Origin of the sequence: Pseudoalteromonas sp. MMG024 (assembly GCF_021654175.1) — a bacterium.
GTDB lineage: Bacteria > Pseudomonadota > Gammaproteobacteria > Enterobacterales > Alteromonadaceae > Pseudoalteromonas.
On record NZ_JAKFZO010000008.1, the window covers coordinates 94,753 to 110,585 of the forward strand.

The 15,833-nt window shown below is 39.1% G+C and carries 16 protein-coding genes; 15 read left to right on the top strand and 1 reads right to left on the bottom strand.

Annotated features, from left to right (window positions below; all coding sequences use genetic code 11):
- The first annotated feature begins 116 nt into the window (after window positions 1–116).
- The 15 genes from L1068_RS09410 to L1068_RS09480 all read left to right on the top strand — a co-directional run bounded on the left by L1068_RS09410 (window position 117) and on the right by L1068_RS09480 (window position 14,284).
- Complete coding sequence (locus tag L1068_RS09410; protein WP_237130045.1) at window positions 117–938, top strand: flagellin; 822 nt, start codon at window positions 117–119, stop codon at window positions 936–938.
- 136 nt (window positions 939–1,074) lie between these two features.
- Window positions 1,075–1,893 carry a flagellin gene (locus L1068_RS09415; protein WP_237130046.1) on the top strand — a complete coding sequence of 273 codons (819 nt, stop codon included), beginning with the start codon at window positions 1,075–1,077 and terminating at the stop codon, window positions 1,891–1,893.
- Window positions 1,894–2,104: 211 nt separating this feature from the next.
- Entirely contained in the window at window positions 2,105–2,923 is an 819-nt protein-coding gene (locus tag L1068_RS09420) for a flagellin (RefSeq protein ID WP_010560726.1), read from the top strand.
- Window positions 2,924–3,129: 206 nt separating this feature from the next.
- Complete coding sequence (locus L1068_RS09425) at window positions 3,130–3,945, top strand: flagellin (RefSeq protein WP_010560728.1); 816 nt, start codon at window positions 3,130–3,132, stop codon at window positions 3,943–3,945.
- Between the two features lie 331 nt (window positions 3,946–4,276).
- Window positions 4,277–5,095 (top strand): flagellin, encoded by an 819-nt coding sequence (locus L1068_RS09430; protein ID WP_237130046.1) that lies wholly within the window; start codon window positions 4,277–4,279, stop codon window positions 5,093–5,095.
- 211 nt (window positions 5,096–5,306) lie between these two features.
- Window positions 5,307–6,125: a flagellin gene (locus tag L1068_RS09435; protein ID WP_010560726.1), complete on the top strand. Its 819-nt coding sequence runs from the start codon at window positions 5,307–5,309 to the stop codon at window positions 6,123–6,125.
- A gap of 206 nt (window positions 6,126–6,331) precedes the next feature.
- Complete coding sequence (locus tag L1068_RS09440) at window positions 6,332–7,147, top strand: flagellin (protein ID WP_010560725.1); 816 nt, start codon at window positions 6,332–6,334, stop codon at window positions 7,145–7,147.
- Window positions 7,148–7,257: 110 nt separating this feature from the next.
- Window positions 7,258–7,659: a flagellar protein FlaG gene (locus tag L1068_RS09445; RefSeq protein WP_237130047.1), complete on the top strand. Its 402-nt coding sequence runs from the start codon at window positions 7,258–7,260 to the stop codon at window positions 7,657–7,659.
- A 12-nt stretch (window positions 7,660–7,671) separates the two neighbouring features.
- Entirely contained in the window at window positions 7,672–9,069 is a 1,398-nt protein-coding gene (gene fliD, locus L1068_RS09450) for a flagellar filament capping protein FliD (protein WP_237130048.1), read from the top strand.
- Between the two features lie 9 nt (window positions 9,070–9,078).
- Window positions 9,079–9,501: a flagellar export chaperone FliS gene (gene fliS, locus L1068_RS09455; protein WP_237130049.1), complete on the top strand. Its 423-nt coding sequence runs from the start codon at window positions 9,079–9,081 to the stop codon at window positions 9,499–9,501.
- Between the two features lie 8 nt (window positions 9,502–9,509).
- Entirely contained in the window at window positions 9,510–9,839 is a 330-nt protein-coding gene (locus L1068_RS09460; protein WP_237130050.1) for a hypothetical protein, read from the top strand.
- A gap of 13 nt (window positions 9,840–9,852) precedes the next feature.
- Window positions 9,853–11,976: a 6-hydroxymethylpterin diphosphokinase MptE-like protein gene (locus L1068_RS09465; RefSeq protein ID WP_237130051.1), complete on the top strand. Its 2,124-nt coding sequence runs from the start codon at window positions 9,853–9,855 to the stop codon at window positions 11,974–11,976.
- A gap of 5 nt (window positions 11,977–11,981) precedes the next feature.
- Window positions 11,982–12,641 (top strand): class I SAM-dependent methyltransferase, encoded by a 660-nt coding sequence (locus tag L1068_RS09470; protein WP_237130052.1) that lies wholly within the window; start codon window positions 11,982–11,984, stop codon window positions 12,639–12,641.
- A complete protein-coding gene (gene pseG / locus L1068_RS09475) occupies window positions 12,642–13,700 on the top strand; it encodes a UDP-2,4-diacetamido-2,4,6-trideoxy-beta-L-altropyranose hydrolase (protein WP_237130053.1) in 1,059 nt (352 codons plus the stop codon).
- Entirely contained in the window at window positions 13,697–14,284 is a 588-nt protein-coding gene (locus tag L1068_RS09480) for a formyltransferase family protein (protein WP_237130054.1), read from the top strand. Before pseG ends, L1068_RS09480 begins: the two co-directional genes overlap by 4 nt.
- 231 nt (window positions 14,285–14,515) lie before the next feature.
- Here the strand turns inward: L1068_RS09480 and L1068_RS09485 are convergent, their stop codons facing one another.
- Window positions 14,516–15,832, bottom strand: coding sequence for an MBL fold metallo-hydrolase (locus tag L1068_RS09485; protein WP_237130055.1), 1,317 nt, complete (start codon window positions 15,830–15,832; stop codon window positions 14,516–14,518).
- Window position 15,833 lies beyond the last annotated feature (1 nt).

A 15,833-nucleotide genomic window follows, 5' to 3' on the forward strand; every position in this document is an offset into this window, starting at 1 on the left:
CAAACGTTAAAGTTCGCTTTAACAAAGCACTTCCCGTCATGAGAGCCGGGAGTACTAACAGTAGCGCAAAGAAGGAGAGAGCTTTGCGCCACTGTATTCTAACTTAGGAGAAAAAAATGGCTTTATATGTAAATTCCAATATAACGTCACTTAATGCTCAAAGGCAGTTAGCGAACTCAACCAATGCATTAAGTACTTCGTTCCAACGTTTATCATCAGGTCTTCGTGTTAATAGTGCAGCAGATGATGCGGCAGGTTTGCAAATAGGTACTCGTTTACAATCGCAAGTAAATGGTGCTAATCAAGGTGCACGTAACGCAAATGATGGTATTTCACTGTCGCAAACCGCAGAAGGTGCGTTAGAAGAAACAACAAACATGCTACAACGTATGCGTGTTTTATCAATTCAATCGGCAAATGGTTCAAACACAGATTCAGACCGTGATGCGCTGCAAAAAGAATTTGCTGAATTACAATCTGAAATAGACCGTGTGGCAACAGATACAACGTTTGGTGGCGTAAATATCTTAAACGGTACATACGACACAGATTATCAAGTTGGTCCTGATGCGAACCAAACGATTCAGGTGAAAATTACCACCAATATGAACACAACAGGGCTTGCTCTTTCGGATGATTCAATCAGTACTGCGGCAGGAGCTCAAACTGCAATTGCAGCACTTGATGATGCTTTGTCTACAGTAAATGCTGTACGCGCTGATCTAGGTGCGAAACAAAACCGCTTTAGTTCAACTATTCGTAACTTAAAAAGTGTTGCTGAAAATGTTTCAGCATCGAAGTCTCGTATTATGGATACAGACTTTGCGGCGGAGAGTGCGGCATTAGCACGTAATCAGGTTCTGCAGCAAGCATCGAGCACAATGTTGGCGCAAGCTAACCAACAACCTCAAATCGCGTTGTCACTTCTTCAGGGATAATAGCTCTAAAGCCCTTGATTTATCGGGGGCTTTAAATTTTATTAAGTTTTTTCTAAAGTCATTTTCATTGTTGTCGATATCTTAATCAAACGAGTTGTTTGGCGGTAAACACCGCAGATAGAAGAGGGCGAGAATCATGGCTTTATATGTAAATTCAAACATCACATCATTGAACGCACAGCGTCAATTATCAAATTCAACAAACGCGTTAAGCACGTCTTTCCAGCGTTTATCATCTGGTTTACGTGTTAACAGTGCAGCGGACGATGCAGCAGGTTTACAAATTGGTACACGTTTACAATCGCAAGTAAATGGTGCAAACCAAGGCGCACGTAACGCGAACGATGGTATTTCACTAGCTCAAACAGCAGAGGGTGCGCTAGAAGAAACATCAAACATGTTGCAACGTATGCGTGTTTTATCGATTCAATCGGCGAATGGTTCAAACACTGATTCAGACCGTGATGCACTACAAAAAGAGTTTGCTGAATTATCAGCAGAGATAGACCGTGTAGCAAGTGATACAACGTTTGGTGGTGTAAATATCTTAGATGGTACATACGATACAGACTATCAAGTAGGACCAGATGCGAACCAAACAATTCAGGTGAAAATTACCACTAACATGAACTCAACTGGCCTTGCACTTTCAGATGATTCGATTAGTACAGCAGCAGGTGCGCAAACAGCGATTACAGCACTAGATGATGCTTTATCGATTGTAAATGGTGTGCGAGCTGACTTAGGTGCGAAGCAAAACCGTTTTAGTTCGACTATTCGTAATTTAAACAATGTTTCAGAAAACGTATCGGCGTCGAAATCACGTATTATGGATACAGACTTTGCGGCGGAGAGTGCGGGTCTTGCTCGTAATCAGGTGCTACAACAAGCATCAAGCTCAATGTTAGCCCAGGCAAATCAACAGCCACAAATCGCATTATCCCTAATTGGTTAACACTCTCTCCTAATTAATCAAGTTAGTACTCCCTCTCTCATAAGAGCAGCCATTTGGCTGCTTTTTTTATTTTGTGATTTAAAAAAGTGCAAAAAATTACAGGTTTTTTCTAAAGAAATTATTCCCACTGTCGATATAGTTTTTAGTTAAAGAAATTAATTAGATAACAGTTCTTTTTAGCATAATTGCTTAGAACTAGAGGGTGAACATTATGGCTTTATATGTAAATTCAAACGTCACATCATTGAACGCACAGCGTCAATTATCGAATTCAACAAATGCGTTAAGCACGTCCTTCCAACGTTTGTCATCTGGTTTACGTGTTAACAGTGCAGCAGATGATGCGGCTGGTCTTCAAATTGGTACACGTTTACAATCGCAAGTAAATGGTGCAAACCAAGGCGCACGTAATGCAAACGATGGTATTTCACTATCGCAAACAGCGGAAGGTGCGCTAGAAGAAACATCGAACATGCTGCAGCGTATGCGTGTTCTGGCAATTCAATCAGCAAATGGTTCAAATACAGCATCAGATCGTGCAGCATTGCAAAAAGAGTTTTCTGAGCTATCGAGTGAAATCGACCGTGTAGCAAGTGATACAACGTTTGGTGGTGTAAATATTTTAGATGGAACATTTACAGCTGATTTCCAGGTTGGTCCAGATGCGAACCAAGTGATCAATGTCGCTATCGCAACAAGTATGGGGGCAACAGGTTTAGCTGTAAACGATGACACAATTGCGACTGCATCTCAGGCTCAGACAGCGATTACCGCAATTGATGACGCTTTGTCTACGGTAAATGGTATACGTGCAGATCTCGGTGCGAAGCAAAACCGTTTTAGCTCGACTATTCGTAACTTGAATAATATTTCTGAAAATGTGTCAGCGTCTAAGTCACGTATTTTAGATACGGACTTTGCGGCTGAAAGTGCAAGTCTTGCGCGTAACCAGGTGTTACAACAAGCATCAAGCTCAATGTTAGCGCAGGCAAATCAACAGCCTCAGATAGCACTATCACTAATTGGTTAATACTCTCTCCTAATTAACTAGGTTAGTACTCCCTCTCATACAAAACGGCCAAATGGCCGTTTTTTACTTTTCGTTAAAAAAAATTAAAAAAAAGCTAAAGGGTTTTAGGCGGCCGCCGATAACGAAGATGGGACAGAAAACTATCTGTAGCTTACTCTCTCTCTTGCTACTGATAGTTCCTATGTTAATTATTATTGGAGGCTCTCATGGCTTTAAGTGTTAACTCAAATATAATGTCTTTGAATTCTCAAAGACAACTCTCTCGTTCGAGCGAGGCATTATCAACATCATTCCAGCGTTTATCGTCTGGTTTACGTGTAAACAGTGCAGCAGATGATGCGGCAGGTTTACAAATTGGTACACGTTTAAACTCGCAAGTACAGGGTTTGAACCAAGGTGCACGTAATGCGAACGATGGTATTTCACTATCGCAAACAGCAGAAGGTGCGTTGGAAGAAACCTCGAACATGTTGCAACGTATGCGTGTACTGGCAATTCAATCAGCGAATGGTTCAAACACTGATTCGGATCGTGATGCACTGCAAAAAGAATTCACAGAGCTATCTGCTGAGATTGATCGTGTTGCAAGTGATACGAGCTTTGGTGGTGTAAATATTTTAGATGGTACGTACGACACAGACTTCCAAGTTGGTGCTGATGCAAACCAGACTATTACGTTAAAAGTAACGACAAATATGAACTCAACAGGACTTGCGCTTTCTGATGACTCTATCAGTACTGCTGCAGGCGCACAAACAGCTATAGGTGCACTAGATGATGCGTTGTCAACAGTGAACGGTGTGCGTGCTGATCTTGGTGCGAAGCAAAACCGTTTTAGTTCGACTATTCGTAACTTAAACAACGTAGCAGAAAATGTAGCAGCGTCTAAGTCACGTATCATGGATACAGACTTTGCAGCAGAAAGTGCGGCATTGGCGCGTAACCAAGTATTACAACAGGCTTCAAGCTCAATGTTAGCGCAGGCTAACCAGCAGCCGCAAATTGCGTTGTCATTGCTGTAATAAATAGTAATCGTAATGCTTTTTATAGATCACACTGAGTGGTGTGATCTATAAATATTTGACTGAATAATATCCCTCCCATATACCGTATTCATAGAGCCCAAACTAAACAATTACACCTCTAAACTAGAACAATCAGAATGAATCATGCTTCAAAATTAAAAGCATTTCGTGATTAATTTATTAAAGTAACTCTTTGTTTATTTGTTGGTTATTTTTCTTCTAGTTGCTTACTTGTAAAAATTGATTAAAGAATCTTTTTGACGTGTCGATATCTTAATCAAACGAGTTGTTTGGCGGTAGACACCGCAGATAGAAGAGGGCGAGAATCATGGCTTTATATGTAAATTCAAACATCACATCATTGAACGCACAGCGTCAATTATCAAATTCAACAAATGCGTTAAGCACGTCTTTTCAGCGTTTATCATCAGGTTTACGTGTTAACAGTGCAGCGGACGATGCAGCAGGTTTACAAATTGGCACACGTTTACAATCGCAAGTAAATGGTGCAAACCAAGGCGCACGTAACGCGAACGATGGTATTTCACTAGCGCAAACAGCAGAAGGTGCACTAGAAGAAACGTCAAATATGTTGCAACGTATGCGTGTTTTATCGATTCAATCGGCGAATGGTTCAAACACTGATTCAGACCGTGATGCACTACAAAAAGAGTTTGCTGAATTATCAGCAGAGATAGACCGTGTAGCAAGTGATACAACGTTTGGTGGTGTAAATATCTTAGATGGTACATACGATACAGACTATCAAGTAGGACCAGATGCGAACCAAACAATTCAGGTGAAAATTACCACTAACATGAACTCAACTGGCCTTGCACTTTCAGATGATTCGATTAGTACAGCAGCAGGTGCGCAAACAGCGATTACAGCACTAGATGATGCTTTATCGATTGTAAATGGTGTGCGAGCTGACTTAGGTGCGAAGCAAAACCGTTTTAGTTCGACTATTCGTAATTTAAACAATGTTTCAGAAAACGTATCGGCGTCGAAATCACGTATTATGGATACAGACTTTGCGGCGGAGAGTGCGGGTCTTGCTCGTAATCAGGTGCTACAACAAGCATCAAGCTCAATGTTAGCCCAGGCAAATCAACAGCCACAAATCGCATTATCCCTAATTGGTTAACACTCTCTCCTAATTAATCAAGTTAGTACTCCCTCTCTCATAAGAGCAGCCATTTGGCTGCTTTTTTTATTTTGTGATTTAAAAAAGTGCAAAAAATTACAGGTTTTTTCTAAAGAAATTATTCCCACTGTCGATATAGTTTTTAGTTAAAGAAATTAATTAGATAACAGTTCTTTTTAGCATAATTGCTTAGAACTAGAGGGTGAACATTATGGCTTTATATGTAAATTCAAACGTCACATCATTGAACGCACAGCGTCAATTATCGAATTCAACAAATGCGTTAAGCACGTCCTTCCAACGTTTGTCATCTGGTTTACGTGTTAACAGTGCAGCAGATGATGCGGCTGGTCTTCAAATTGGTACACGTTTACAATCGCAAGTAAATGGTGCAAACCAAGGCGCACGTAATGCAAACGATGGTATTTCACTATCGCAAACAGCGGAAGGTGCGCTAGAAGAAACATCGAACATGCTGCAGCGTATGCGTGTTCTGGCAATTCAATCAGCAAATGGTTCAAATACAGCATCAGATCGTGCAGCATTGCAAAAAGAGTTTTCTGAGCTATCGAGTGAAATCGACCGTGTAGCAAGTGATACAACGTTTGGTGGTGTAAATATTTTAGATGGAACATTTACAGCTGATTTCCAGGTTGGTCCAGATGCGAACCAAGTGATCAATGTCGCTATCGCAACAAGTATGGGGGCAACAGGTTTAGCTGTAAACGATGACACAATTGCGACTGCATCTCAGGCTCAGACAGCGATTACCGCAATTGATGACGCTTTGTCTACGGTAAATGGTATACGTGCAGATCTCGGTGCGAAGCAAAACCGTTTTAGCTCGACTATTCGTAACTTGAATAATATTTCTGAAAATGTGTCAGCGTCTAAGTCACGTATTTTAGATACGGACTTTGCGGCTGAAAGTGCAAGTCTTGCGCGTAACCAGGTGTTACAACAAGCATCAAGCTCAATGTTAGCGCAGGCAAATCAACAGCCTCAGATAGCACTATCACTAATTGGTTAATACTCTCTCCTAATTAACTAGGTTAGTACTCCCTCTCATACAAAACGGCCAAATGGCCGTTTTTTACTTTTCGTTAAAAAAAATTAAAAAAAAGCTAAAGGGTTTTAGGCGGCCGCCGATAACGAAGATGGGACAGAAAACTATCTGTAGCTTACTCTCTCTCTTGCTACTGATAGTTCCTATGTTAATTATTATTGGAGGCTCTCATGGCTTTAAGTGTTAACTCAAATATAATGTCTTTGAATTCTCAAAGACAACTCTCTCGTTCGAGCGAGGCATTATCAACATCATTCCAGCGTTTATCGTCTGGTTTACGCGTAAACAGTGCAGCAGATGATGCGGCTGGCTTACAAATTGGTACGCGTTTAAACGCGCAGGTACAAGGTTTAAACCAAGGTGCACGTAATGCAAACGATGGTATTTCACTATCGCAAACAGCAGAAGGTGCGTTAGAAGAAACCTCAAATATGTTGCAACGTATGCGTGTACTGGCAATTCAATCAGCGAATGGTTCAAATACAGCATCTGACCGCGCAGCACTGCAAAAAGAATTTTCTGAACTGTCGAGCGAGATTGACCGCGTCGCTACAGATACGAGCTTTGGTGGTGTGAATATCTTAGATGGTTCATTTACCGCAGCGTTCCAAGTGGGTGCAGACGCAAGTCAAACGATTACAGTAAGTATTGGTACTAGTATGGGCGCAACAGGCCTTGCATTAAATGATGATACTATTGCAACAGCCTCACAAGCTCAAACAGCAATTACCGCTCTTGATGATGCGTTGTCAACAGTGAACGGTGTACGTGCTGATCTTGGTGCGAAACAAAACCGTTTTAGTTCGACTATTCGTAATTTAAATAACGTAGCAGAAAATGTAGCAGCGTCTAAGTCACGTATTATGGATACAGACTTTGCAGCAGAAAGTGCGGCATTGGCGCGTAACCAAGTATTACAACAGGCTTCAAGCTCAATGCTAGCGCAGGCTAATCAGCAGCCTCAAATAGCATTGTCACTGCTGTAATTCAGGTAAAGTGAGGTAGCTTTCACTTTACAGAAATGTAAGTAAGCTTTAAGCACGTTATAGGACTATAATTGTGTTTAAAGCTGCTCATTCCAAATTTTGGAGTTGCTATGAATTTAAGTGATATTTCAATGACGGCCAATCCAATCCGTGACCCTGTTGAGGCCGTTAATCAAGATACTATGGTCAAGCCTATAAACGATGCCGAGGCTAAGGATAAAAGTGTTATTGAAGAGGTACCTACACCTCTATCTGATGACGAGTTGGCGCAAACCTTGCTTGAAACTATTGATAAAGTAAGGCAATTTGCTCAATTGCAATCAAAAAATGTCGATTTTTCAATCGAACGTTTTGATGGACTATCAGTGGTTGTGGTCTCTGACTCACAAACACAGGAAGTGTTAAGGCAGATCCCATCAGAAGAAATGATTGAAGTATCTAAGAAAATTGAACAGTTGCAAACAGAAATCCTAGGTGCGAGCTCAGGTATGTTATTTGATAAAAAAGTGTAATTGAGGTGATTTATGGCTGGTATTACAGCGGCAGGTGTTGGCTCAGGTCTTGATCTCGAAACGATAATAAAAACAACGCTTCTTGCTGAAAAAGAGCCTAAAGAGCAACAATTAAATAAACGTGAAATTCAATATGCAACTGAGCTATCTGGTGTTGGTACGTTTAAATCGGCGTTAGACAACTTTAATTCTGCTTTGGCTGAACTAGCTAAAGAAGAAACCTTTACTGCACGCACGGTGAGTTTTAAAAACGGCCTTGAAGAAGATAAGCAGGCGTTTGAGATTTTTGCTAGTTCGACTGTTCAATCGGGTGAGTTTGCTATTGAGGTGCAAGCCCTTGCTCAAGGCTCAAAACTTGAATCAGCTGCGCTAGGTAGTGCGACAGATCCAGTAGGAAGCGGCAACTTAACATTTGCAGCAGGCGGAAATAGTTTTTCGATTGCAGTTGATGCGGCTGACACTTTAGAAGATATTCGTGAGAAAATTAATGCTGCAGGCGATAATTTTGGTGTAAGTGCCAACATTATTAACTCAGATGCCGGTGCTGTTCTCACATTTAACTCAGACGTGACCGGTGACGGTAATTCACTTACAGTAACTGCGGATGATGATTCGCTTGCTTCAATTGCAACATCTGCACCTACAGCTGCAGCGGGTCTTACAGAGACGCAAGCCGCGGGAAATGCACGAGCATTGATAAATGGCCAGCTTGTCACTGATAGTGATAATAAGTTATCAGATAAAATTCAGGGCACGGTCATAACTCTTAAAGAAACAACAGCAGGCGCAGAAACCGTTACTATTGGTGTTGACCAATCTGAAGCAAAGGAAAAACTGAAAGGGTTTGTTGATGCATATAACGAACTTAAATCACAGTTAGACGGATTATCTGATCCTGAAAATGGATTACTTGCAGCTGATGGCAGTATTCGAATTGTGGAACAGCAATTGCAGAGAATGTTTACAGGTGAAATATCTGGTACAAATACTAATGTTAAATCACTTTATGATTTAGGTATTACCTTTGACCGTGAAGGTAAAATGGAAATTTCCAGTATTGCACTGGGAACTAATCCAAGTGGCACAGAACGTTTTGAGTCAGCCTTATCTGATAATTTTTCAGAAGTTCAAAGTTTATTTGTTGGTGACACAGGTCTTGGTAAGCAGGTTAACGATTATGTTGAATTGTTTACAGGTAAAAAGGGCTCGCTAGTTGAACGTGAGACAACATTAAACGAATCGATGGAAGACATTACGATAGAGCGAGAAAAGCTGGAAGTCAGGCTCGATGAGTTAGAAGCGTCGTTGCGAAGCCAATATGCAGCTCTAGACCGGGTTATGGCTCAGTATCAAGTGGCGGGCTCGTATATAGCAAATATATTACCTGTTACGAAAAGCAGTAAAGATTAAGAGGAAAATATGGTTAATCATCAGGTCAATAAATACAAGAAAGCGCAAAATGAGCTGTCATTGCTTGCGGCTAATCCGTATGAAATTATTCAAGTTTTAATGAAAGAACTGATGACACAGTTGTATATTGCTAAAGCAAGCATTGACCGTGCAGATATCGAAGCGCGCTCACAGGCCATTAATAAATCAATTGATTTGATTGGTGGCCTCAAAGGCGGGCTAAATATGGAAGCAGGTGGAGAGATTTCTGATAATCTTAACAACTTATATGACTATATGGTTATTCGTTTAAGTGAGGCAAACTTGAATAGTTCAGCGGATATGGTGGAAGAAGTGAAAAACCTATTTTTACCTATCAAGCAAGCGTGGGATGGGATCAGCGAAGAGGATAAACAAAAGGGGTTTCAGTTAATTGCAGAACATAAGCAGTAATCTAAGCTATGGATGAACGACAACTAATTGACGCTTTGACAAAAGTAAACACTTTATCTCAAGATATAAAAACAGCCCTTTACGATAGAAATATAACTCATGCTGAATCTGTTTTGGCAGAGCGTTCAGTTCTGCTAAAGACTATCCCCCCTTTAGAATCACTCACAGTATCAAATAATGTACTTGAACAAGCAGTTGAAATGCTGAATGAAGTTGAACATATTGATAGTGTTGGCTTAAAAAATGCTTTTGATCAGAAAAAAGAGATTCAAACTAAGTTAAGTGCTGGCGTGAAAGCGCAAAAAGCAATCTTAACGTACCTAGACCACAAGGTGTAAAGGGCTTTTATAAATGAAAGATAGTTTAGATAAAAATATCCAAGCACAAATTGAGCGATTAGAAGGTGTTCAAAAAGTATTGCAAAAGAGGGTAAAGCTCGAGCGCGAACTACAATCACTTTCTGATAATTTTATGTCTCCAGATTTCGATCTCGAGGCGCGTTTTCAAAGCAATATGAACTCCTTTTTGAGTTTTTACCCAGATATTTATCATAGCTTTTTAAATTATAAGCTTGAACGATACGAATTACGCTTTGATGAAGAGTTCGGTGTCAATATATTTGATACACAAACAAATAAGTACATGTATGCAGAAAACGTGTTTAAAAGCTCTTATTTACAATACAAGCGATTTAAAAGTGAACCGCAATATATTAAGAATAACTTCGCGGAACGAGAAGAAAAAATTGATCGCTTTTTACATACTAGGTATTTAAAAAAACTTACTAAGTTTTATCTAGAAGGGCTGGAAGAAGAAGAGTTGGATAAGCTGCCAAATACTATTTCGTCAATGCTGATATTTGGTATTGGTGCTGGTAGCCATATCGAGGCAATGCTTGAAGAGCATCGCGTTAAAAACTTGTACCTTTACGAACCACATTTGGATTTATTTTATTTAAGCTTATTTTTAACTGACTGGACAAAAATTTTAGAACAATTAAATGCCGATGAAGCTCAATTACACTTAAGCTTGGGTGAGGCTGAAAGTGATAAAGAGTTAGTTAAAGAAATTGCAGATGTGTTTATTAAAATAGGGCGATTTCATGCGGCCCATTCTTATATTTATGTTCATTATACCGATAAAATATTAACCGAGGCCGTTGCCGAGGTAACAAAGCGCTTTCATGAAAATATGCTTGGCTTTGGCTTTTATGATGACGCCTTAATGAGTGTCGGGCATTTTTACTACAATATGAAAAATTCGGTGCCTTTATTAAAAAGTGGTCCGCTTGAAAGCTTAAAACAAGTCCCTGTTTTCTTAGTTGCTAATGGCCCTTCACTAGATAATGACATAGAGTTTGTGCGAACTATGCAAAATCGCGCAATCATTATTAGCTGTGGTTCTGCAATCGGCGCATTGCATAAATATCAAATTACACCAGACTTTCACTGTGAAATGGAGCGCTGTTTAATTACGAAAACGGTTATTGATGCAGTTGATGATCCCGAGTACGTTAAATCAATTAATCTGCTGGCACTAAATACAGTACAGCCTGAAGTTTTTCCGTTATTTAAACGCTCAATTCAAGCAATGAAGACGGGTGAGGCGGGAACTGCTTTATATATACAAAATAAAGAATCAAATCCGAGCAGTTTAGCGTACTTAAATTATTGTAACCCTACAGTGTCAAATTGTGCATTAGCATTTGTTGAAAAGATGGGGTTTGAAAATGTTTATTTGTTTGGTGTTGATATGGGCTATGTAGGTTCACAACATCACTCAAAAAAGAGTATCTATTATAGTACTGACTCAGGCAGTGATCGTAAACTTTATGATGCGTCGGGCTCTGAATTGCAAGTTGTGGGGAACTTTGTTGAGACGGTTAACACTGACTTAATCTATAACTACTCTAGAATGGTTATAGAAGAGTTTCTTAGATTACAGCCACATTTAAATGTGGTTAACTGCAGCAACGGTGCGAACATTAAAGGCACTCAAGGAATACATTCGCAAGACCTACCTGAATTAAAAGAACTTGATAAAAACGCAATTGTTGAGAGTATATTCTCTAAGCTCACAAAGCCAGTTTCAGATACAGATCTGAAAACATTTGAGAATAATTTACAACAAGAGATGTTTGCAGATTTATGTGATCTCATTGTTGAAAAGTTTGATGAAATACCAGATTCAAAAGATGCCGCAATTGCTGTTTTAGAAGAGCAATTACAACGCCTAGAAGGTTTTAACGCTAGTAATGTATCTCATTTTAACGATTTACTCCGTGGCAGTTTGTTACATACGCACTCTGTGCTTTTGAACATTTTAAATTCATACAACAGTGAGCAAGAAAGTTTACAGCGTTTTTCCGAGGCTGGAAAAATTGTTCAAGAATATGTACTTGAAATGAAAAAAGAATTTTTAGAAAGTCCATTTAAAATTGATCTTGTCGATGATTCTCACATTTGGATAGAGTAAATATTATGAAAATAGATCAGCGTGATATTTTTCTCTCATCAGAAGGTGATAAGTGGTTTGAACGGAACAAGCAAGTTTATTGTGAAAATAATGAAGACAAGGTAATCGATTTTATTAAAGGGCAGGAGTTGACCCCTAAACGTGTACTTGAGATTGGTTGTGCAAGTGGTCTAAGGCTTCATTCTTTGTATAAGGAGTTCGGTTCGGACGGGTACGGCGTAGATCCGTCATCTTCCGCAATTGAAACTGGTAAAATAAATTATCCACATTTGCATTTGTCTGTAGCAACAGCGGATTCAATTGATTTCGAAAAAGATAGTTTTGACCTAGTGATTCTTGGTTTTTGCCTTTACTTATGTGATAGGGAAGATTTATTTACCATTGCAGCAAGGGTTGATAAGGTGTTGGAAAATGGTGGGTATATTATTATTCAGGACTTTTTACCTCCATATCCTTACAAGAATAAATATAGCCACTGTGAAGGGCTGTATAGTTACAAATTTGATCATAGTAGAATGTTTACATGGAATCCGCTTTATTCGACGCTAGCAACAGATATTTCTACTCACTCTGCGCGTGAATTGAGAACAGATGTAGATGAGCGTGTAGGTATAAGCTTACTATATAAACAAATCGACGATGCATATCCAAATAAGCAAAAATAGATGCACATAGCGATTAGAGTTGACTCATCAAGTCAAATTGGTGCGGGGCATGTTATGCGCTGCCTTAACTTAGCACGTTGCTTTCGTGAGCATGGTCACACAATCGCATTTGTATGCAGAGATTTGCCCGGCAATTTAATCCCCTTTTTGATGAGTTGGAATTTTGAGGTGGTTACACTGCACAATCAAGAGCCATCATCTTCTCAGTTACTTTCTTCATACGAAAGCTGGTTAGGGATAGGTTGGCAGCAAGATGCTAAACAGTTTTGCGCATATATTCAGAACGTTGATATAGTAATTGTTGATAATTATGCCCTTGATTATAAATGGCAATCACAAGTTCAGCAGCATTTTAATTGTAAAATGGTTGCAATCGATGATTTAAAAAGACGACATGTTGCCGATGTGGTAATTGACCAAACTCTTAATTGCACACCTGCCGCTTATTCCGACTCAAATAGTAGATGTATCTTAACGGGCACAAGATACACAATGTTAAATCCAACGCTTCAAAATTACCGCAATACTGTCACTAAACCTTCACTTGATGGCTTTCTCAGAGTGCTAATTAGTTTTGGCGCAAGTGATGAGCCTAACGCGACATTGCGTGTATTACAAACCCTCGTTAAATCTCGCATTAATTTTCGCGCAACAGTCTTATTAAGACCTAGTGCAATAAACTATAAGTCGGTTAAAGAGTTCGCAAACAGATACTCTAATTTTATTAAACATTTTGACCATATTGATAATATGGCAGAAATTATGATGGAACATGATGTTGCAATAGGAGCCGCAGGATCGTCATGTTGGGAGCGTGCTTGCATCGGGTTACCAAGCATAATCGTGCCCATCGCTGATAATCAGCGCGATATTTGTGATGCCCTTGTTTTAGAGAACATTGCGATTCAAATTAAACTTGAACAAATAGAAGATAAACTTCAGTTAGCGGTATCTGCGCTGATCGAAAAATATGATGATTTGAAATTTAATGGTCTAAGAATTTGTGACGCTAAAGGGGTTGAACGGATATATAACAAAGTAATGGAAGCGATAGGTTGAAAGTACTCTTTTTAGGCGCAGAGAAAACAGCGGTGTATCAATGGTTAAAACGTTCAGATTACGCGTTGTTTTTTACATCCTCTTCCGTAAGTTTGGAAAAAGTAAGGCAAATCGAGCCTGATTTTATCGTTAGTCATGGTTATCGCCACATTATTGGAGCAGATATTGTTGCTGAGTATTTTGGTAAAATAATTAACTTACACATTAGTTATTTACCTTGGAACAAAGGTGCAGATCCAAATTTTTGGAGCTTTTACGATAATACGCCAAAGGGCGTAACTATTCATCTAGTTGATGATAAGCTGGATACTGGTGATATTTTGGTACAATGTGAACTTGACTTTAATTTACAAAAAGAGACACTAGCATCATCATACGCGATACTGCAGAAGTCGATTTTAAATTTGTTTATTCAATCGTGGCAAGATATTGTCACTGGTAAACTTATAGCTAAACCGCAAATGGGTGCAGGTACTTATCATAACACCTCTGATAAAAATGAGATTTTTGAAAAGCATAATATTAGTTGGGATACACGATTATGCGACATCGTACTTTTGAAAAAGCAGTTAGAACAGAAGTAGGGACAAACTAGTTCATTTCATGTGATATTCATATAAACTATAATCTTACTTTCCTTAGTTGCAAATCTGTAGACACTTTAATACGTCCATTCTTAGCTATATGGTGGCTATTGTGAACTTCCCCAAATAGAAACGGGTAGGTAAAAAAATTAGATTGTGGCCACGATTAATTGACCACAACACTTATTAACCTATGACAAAGCCAAGAGAGATTAATTGAATGACTTCTATTTATTGGTGGAAGAAACAAAGGCAATGGTAGAGAGCACGCTCAAACGTATTGGGCTTTCGCTCATATTGAATGTGTGAACCGATTTCAGCATTGTTCCAATGCGCATATTTTGGACCGCGAAGTAGACGGTGAAGCAAGTTATGCTCTACCGTTAATCGAACATATGGCTGCGGTACCTGAGAGTCTTTGAATATTTGGGTAGGCTTTTTATCAAGAGACATAGTAAAACATACTTTCTCACTTTCGATCACTAAATAAGTAGGTGATGAGTAGTTAATTTCATCAGCTTTGGTTTTAAAGCGCAAATAGGAGTTTAACATTAAGTCCTCAAGCTCGTTATCATCCCAGACATCATTATCATAGGCGAGAGGTTGTTGGGTAATATGGTTCATATATTGCTTTAATGTTGGTACTGCCTTGGTGCTTTTTGTTAACTGCTGAATAGTTAAATCGTATTTATCATGCTGATTTAAAAGTAGACCCTTAGAGTTGCTAGGGGTGTTGGCTTCTAAATAGCAGGTGGCATCTTCTAGGCTCGGCACGCCACGATACTCATTCATATGGGCATAACGGGAGCCTAATACATAAGTACCGGCAAATGGTGCAAAGGCTTTAGGTTTAACAAGTTCAATGAAATTTAGCGCTTGTTGCAAAAATTGTATTTGTTTAGCCTTTACAGCATTATCTTTTAGTTCTATTGAGTCAAACTGAAAACATTGTGGATAAGGGCCTGCACCAGCATAGCCAACCATTAAAAGATCAATATCCAGTTGATCAAGACCATTCTTTAAAATTGTATGACTAGCTAATTCATAAGGGCAATCATTTAAATTAAGTAAATGTTTACCTCCATGTGAAAACAGTGCTAGGGAATCAATTTGAGTGCTGCCAAATTTAGTTTCAATATGTCCACACCCCAAAAATTTTGAGCAGAGCTCTGGATTACAATTATCAGCGGCATAAATAGTTAATTGACTACCATTCTTAAATTTATAGGGTGTGGTGTTGTCTAACTCGATGACCTCAAAACCCAATAATTCCAATTTACGTTTTAAGAACGGGGAACTGTATTTGTGAATAAGTATAGGTTTTTTATAAGGTAATTTGTTTAATGTCGCTTCACTTAAATGGTCCGGATGGATATGAGATACATAGATATAATCGTATTGAAGTAAGCTTAGCTCAGATTCAGCAAATGGTGGGTAATGATACCAACTGCCATAATATTCACCTTCCGTTAGCCATGGATCTGTTAAAACTCGGATTTCTCCCATCTCAACAATTTGTGTTGAGCTTTGCAGGTGAGTAACGATCATC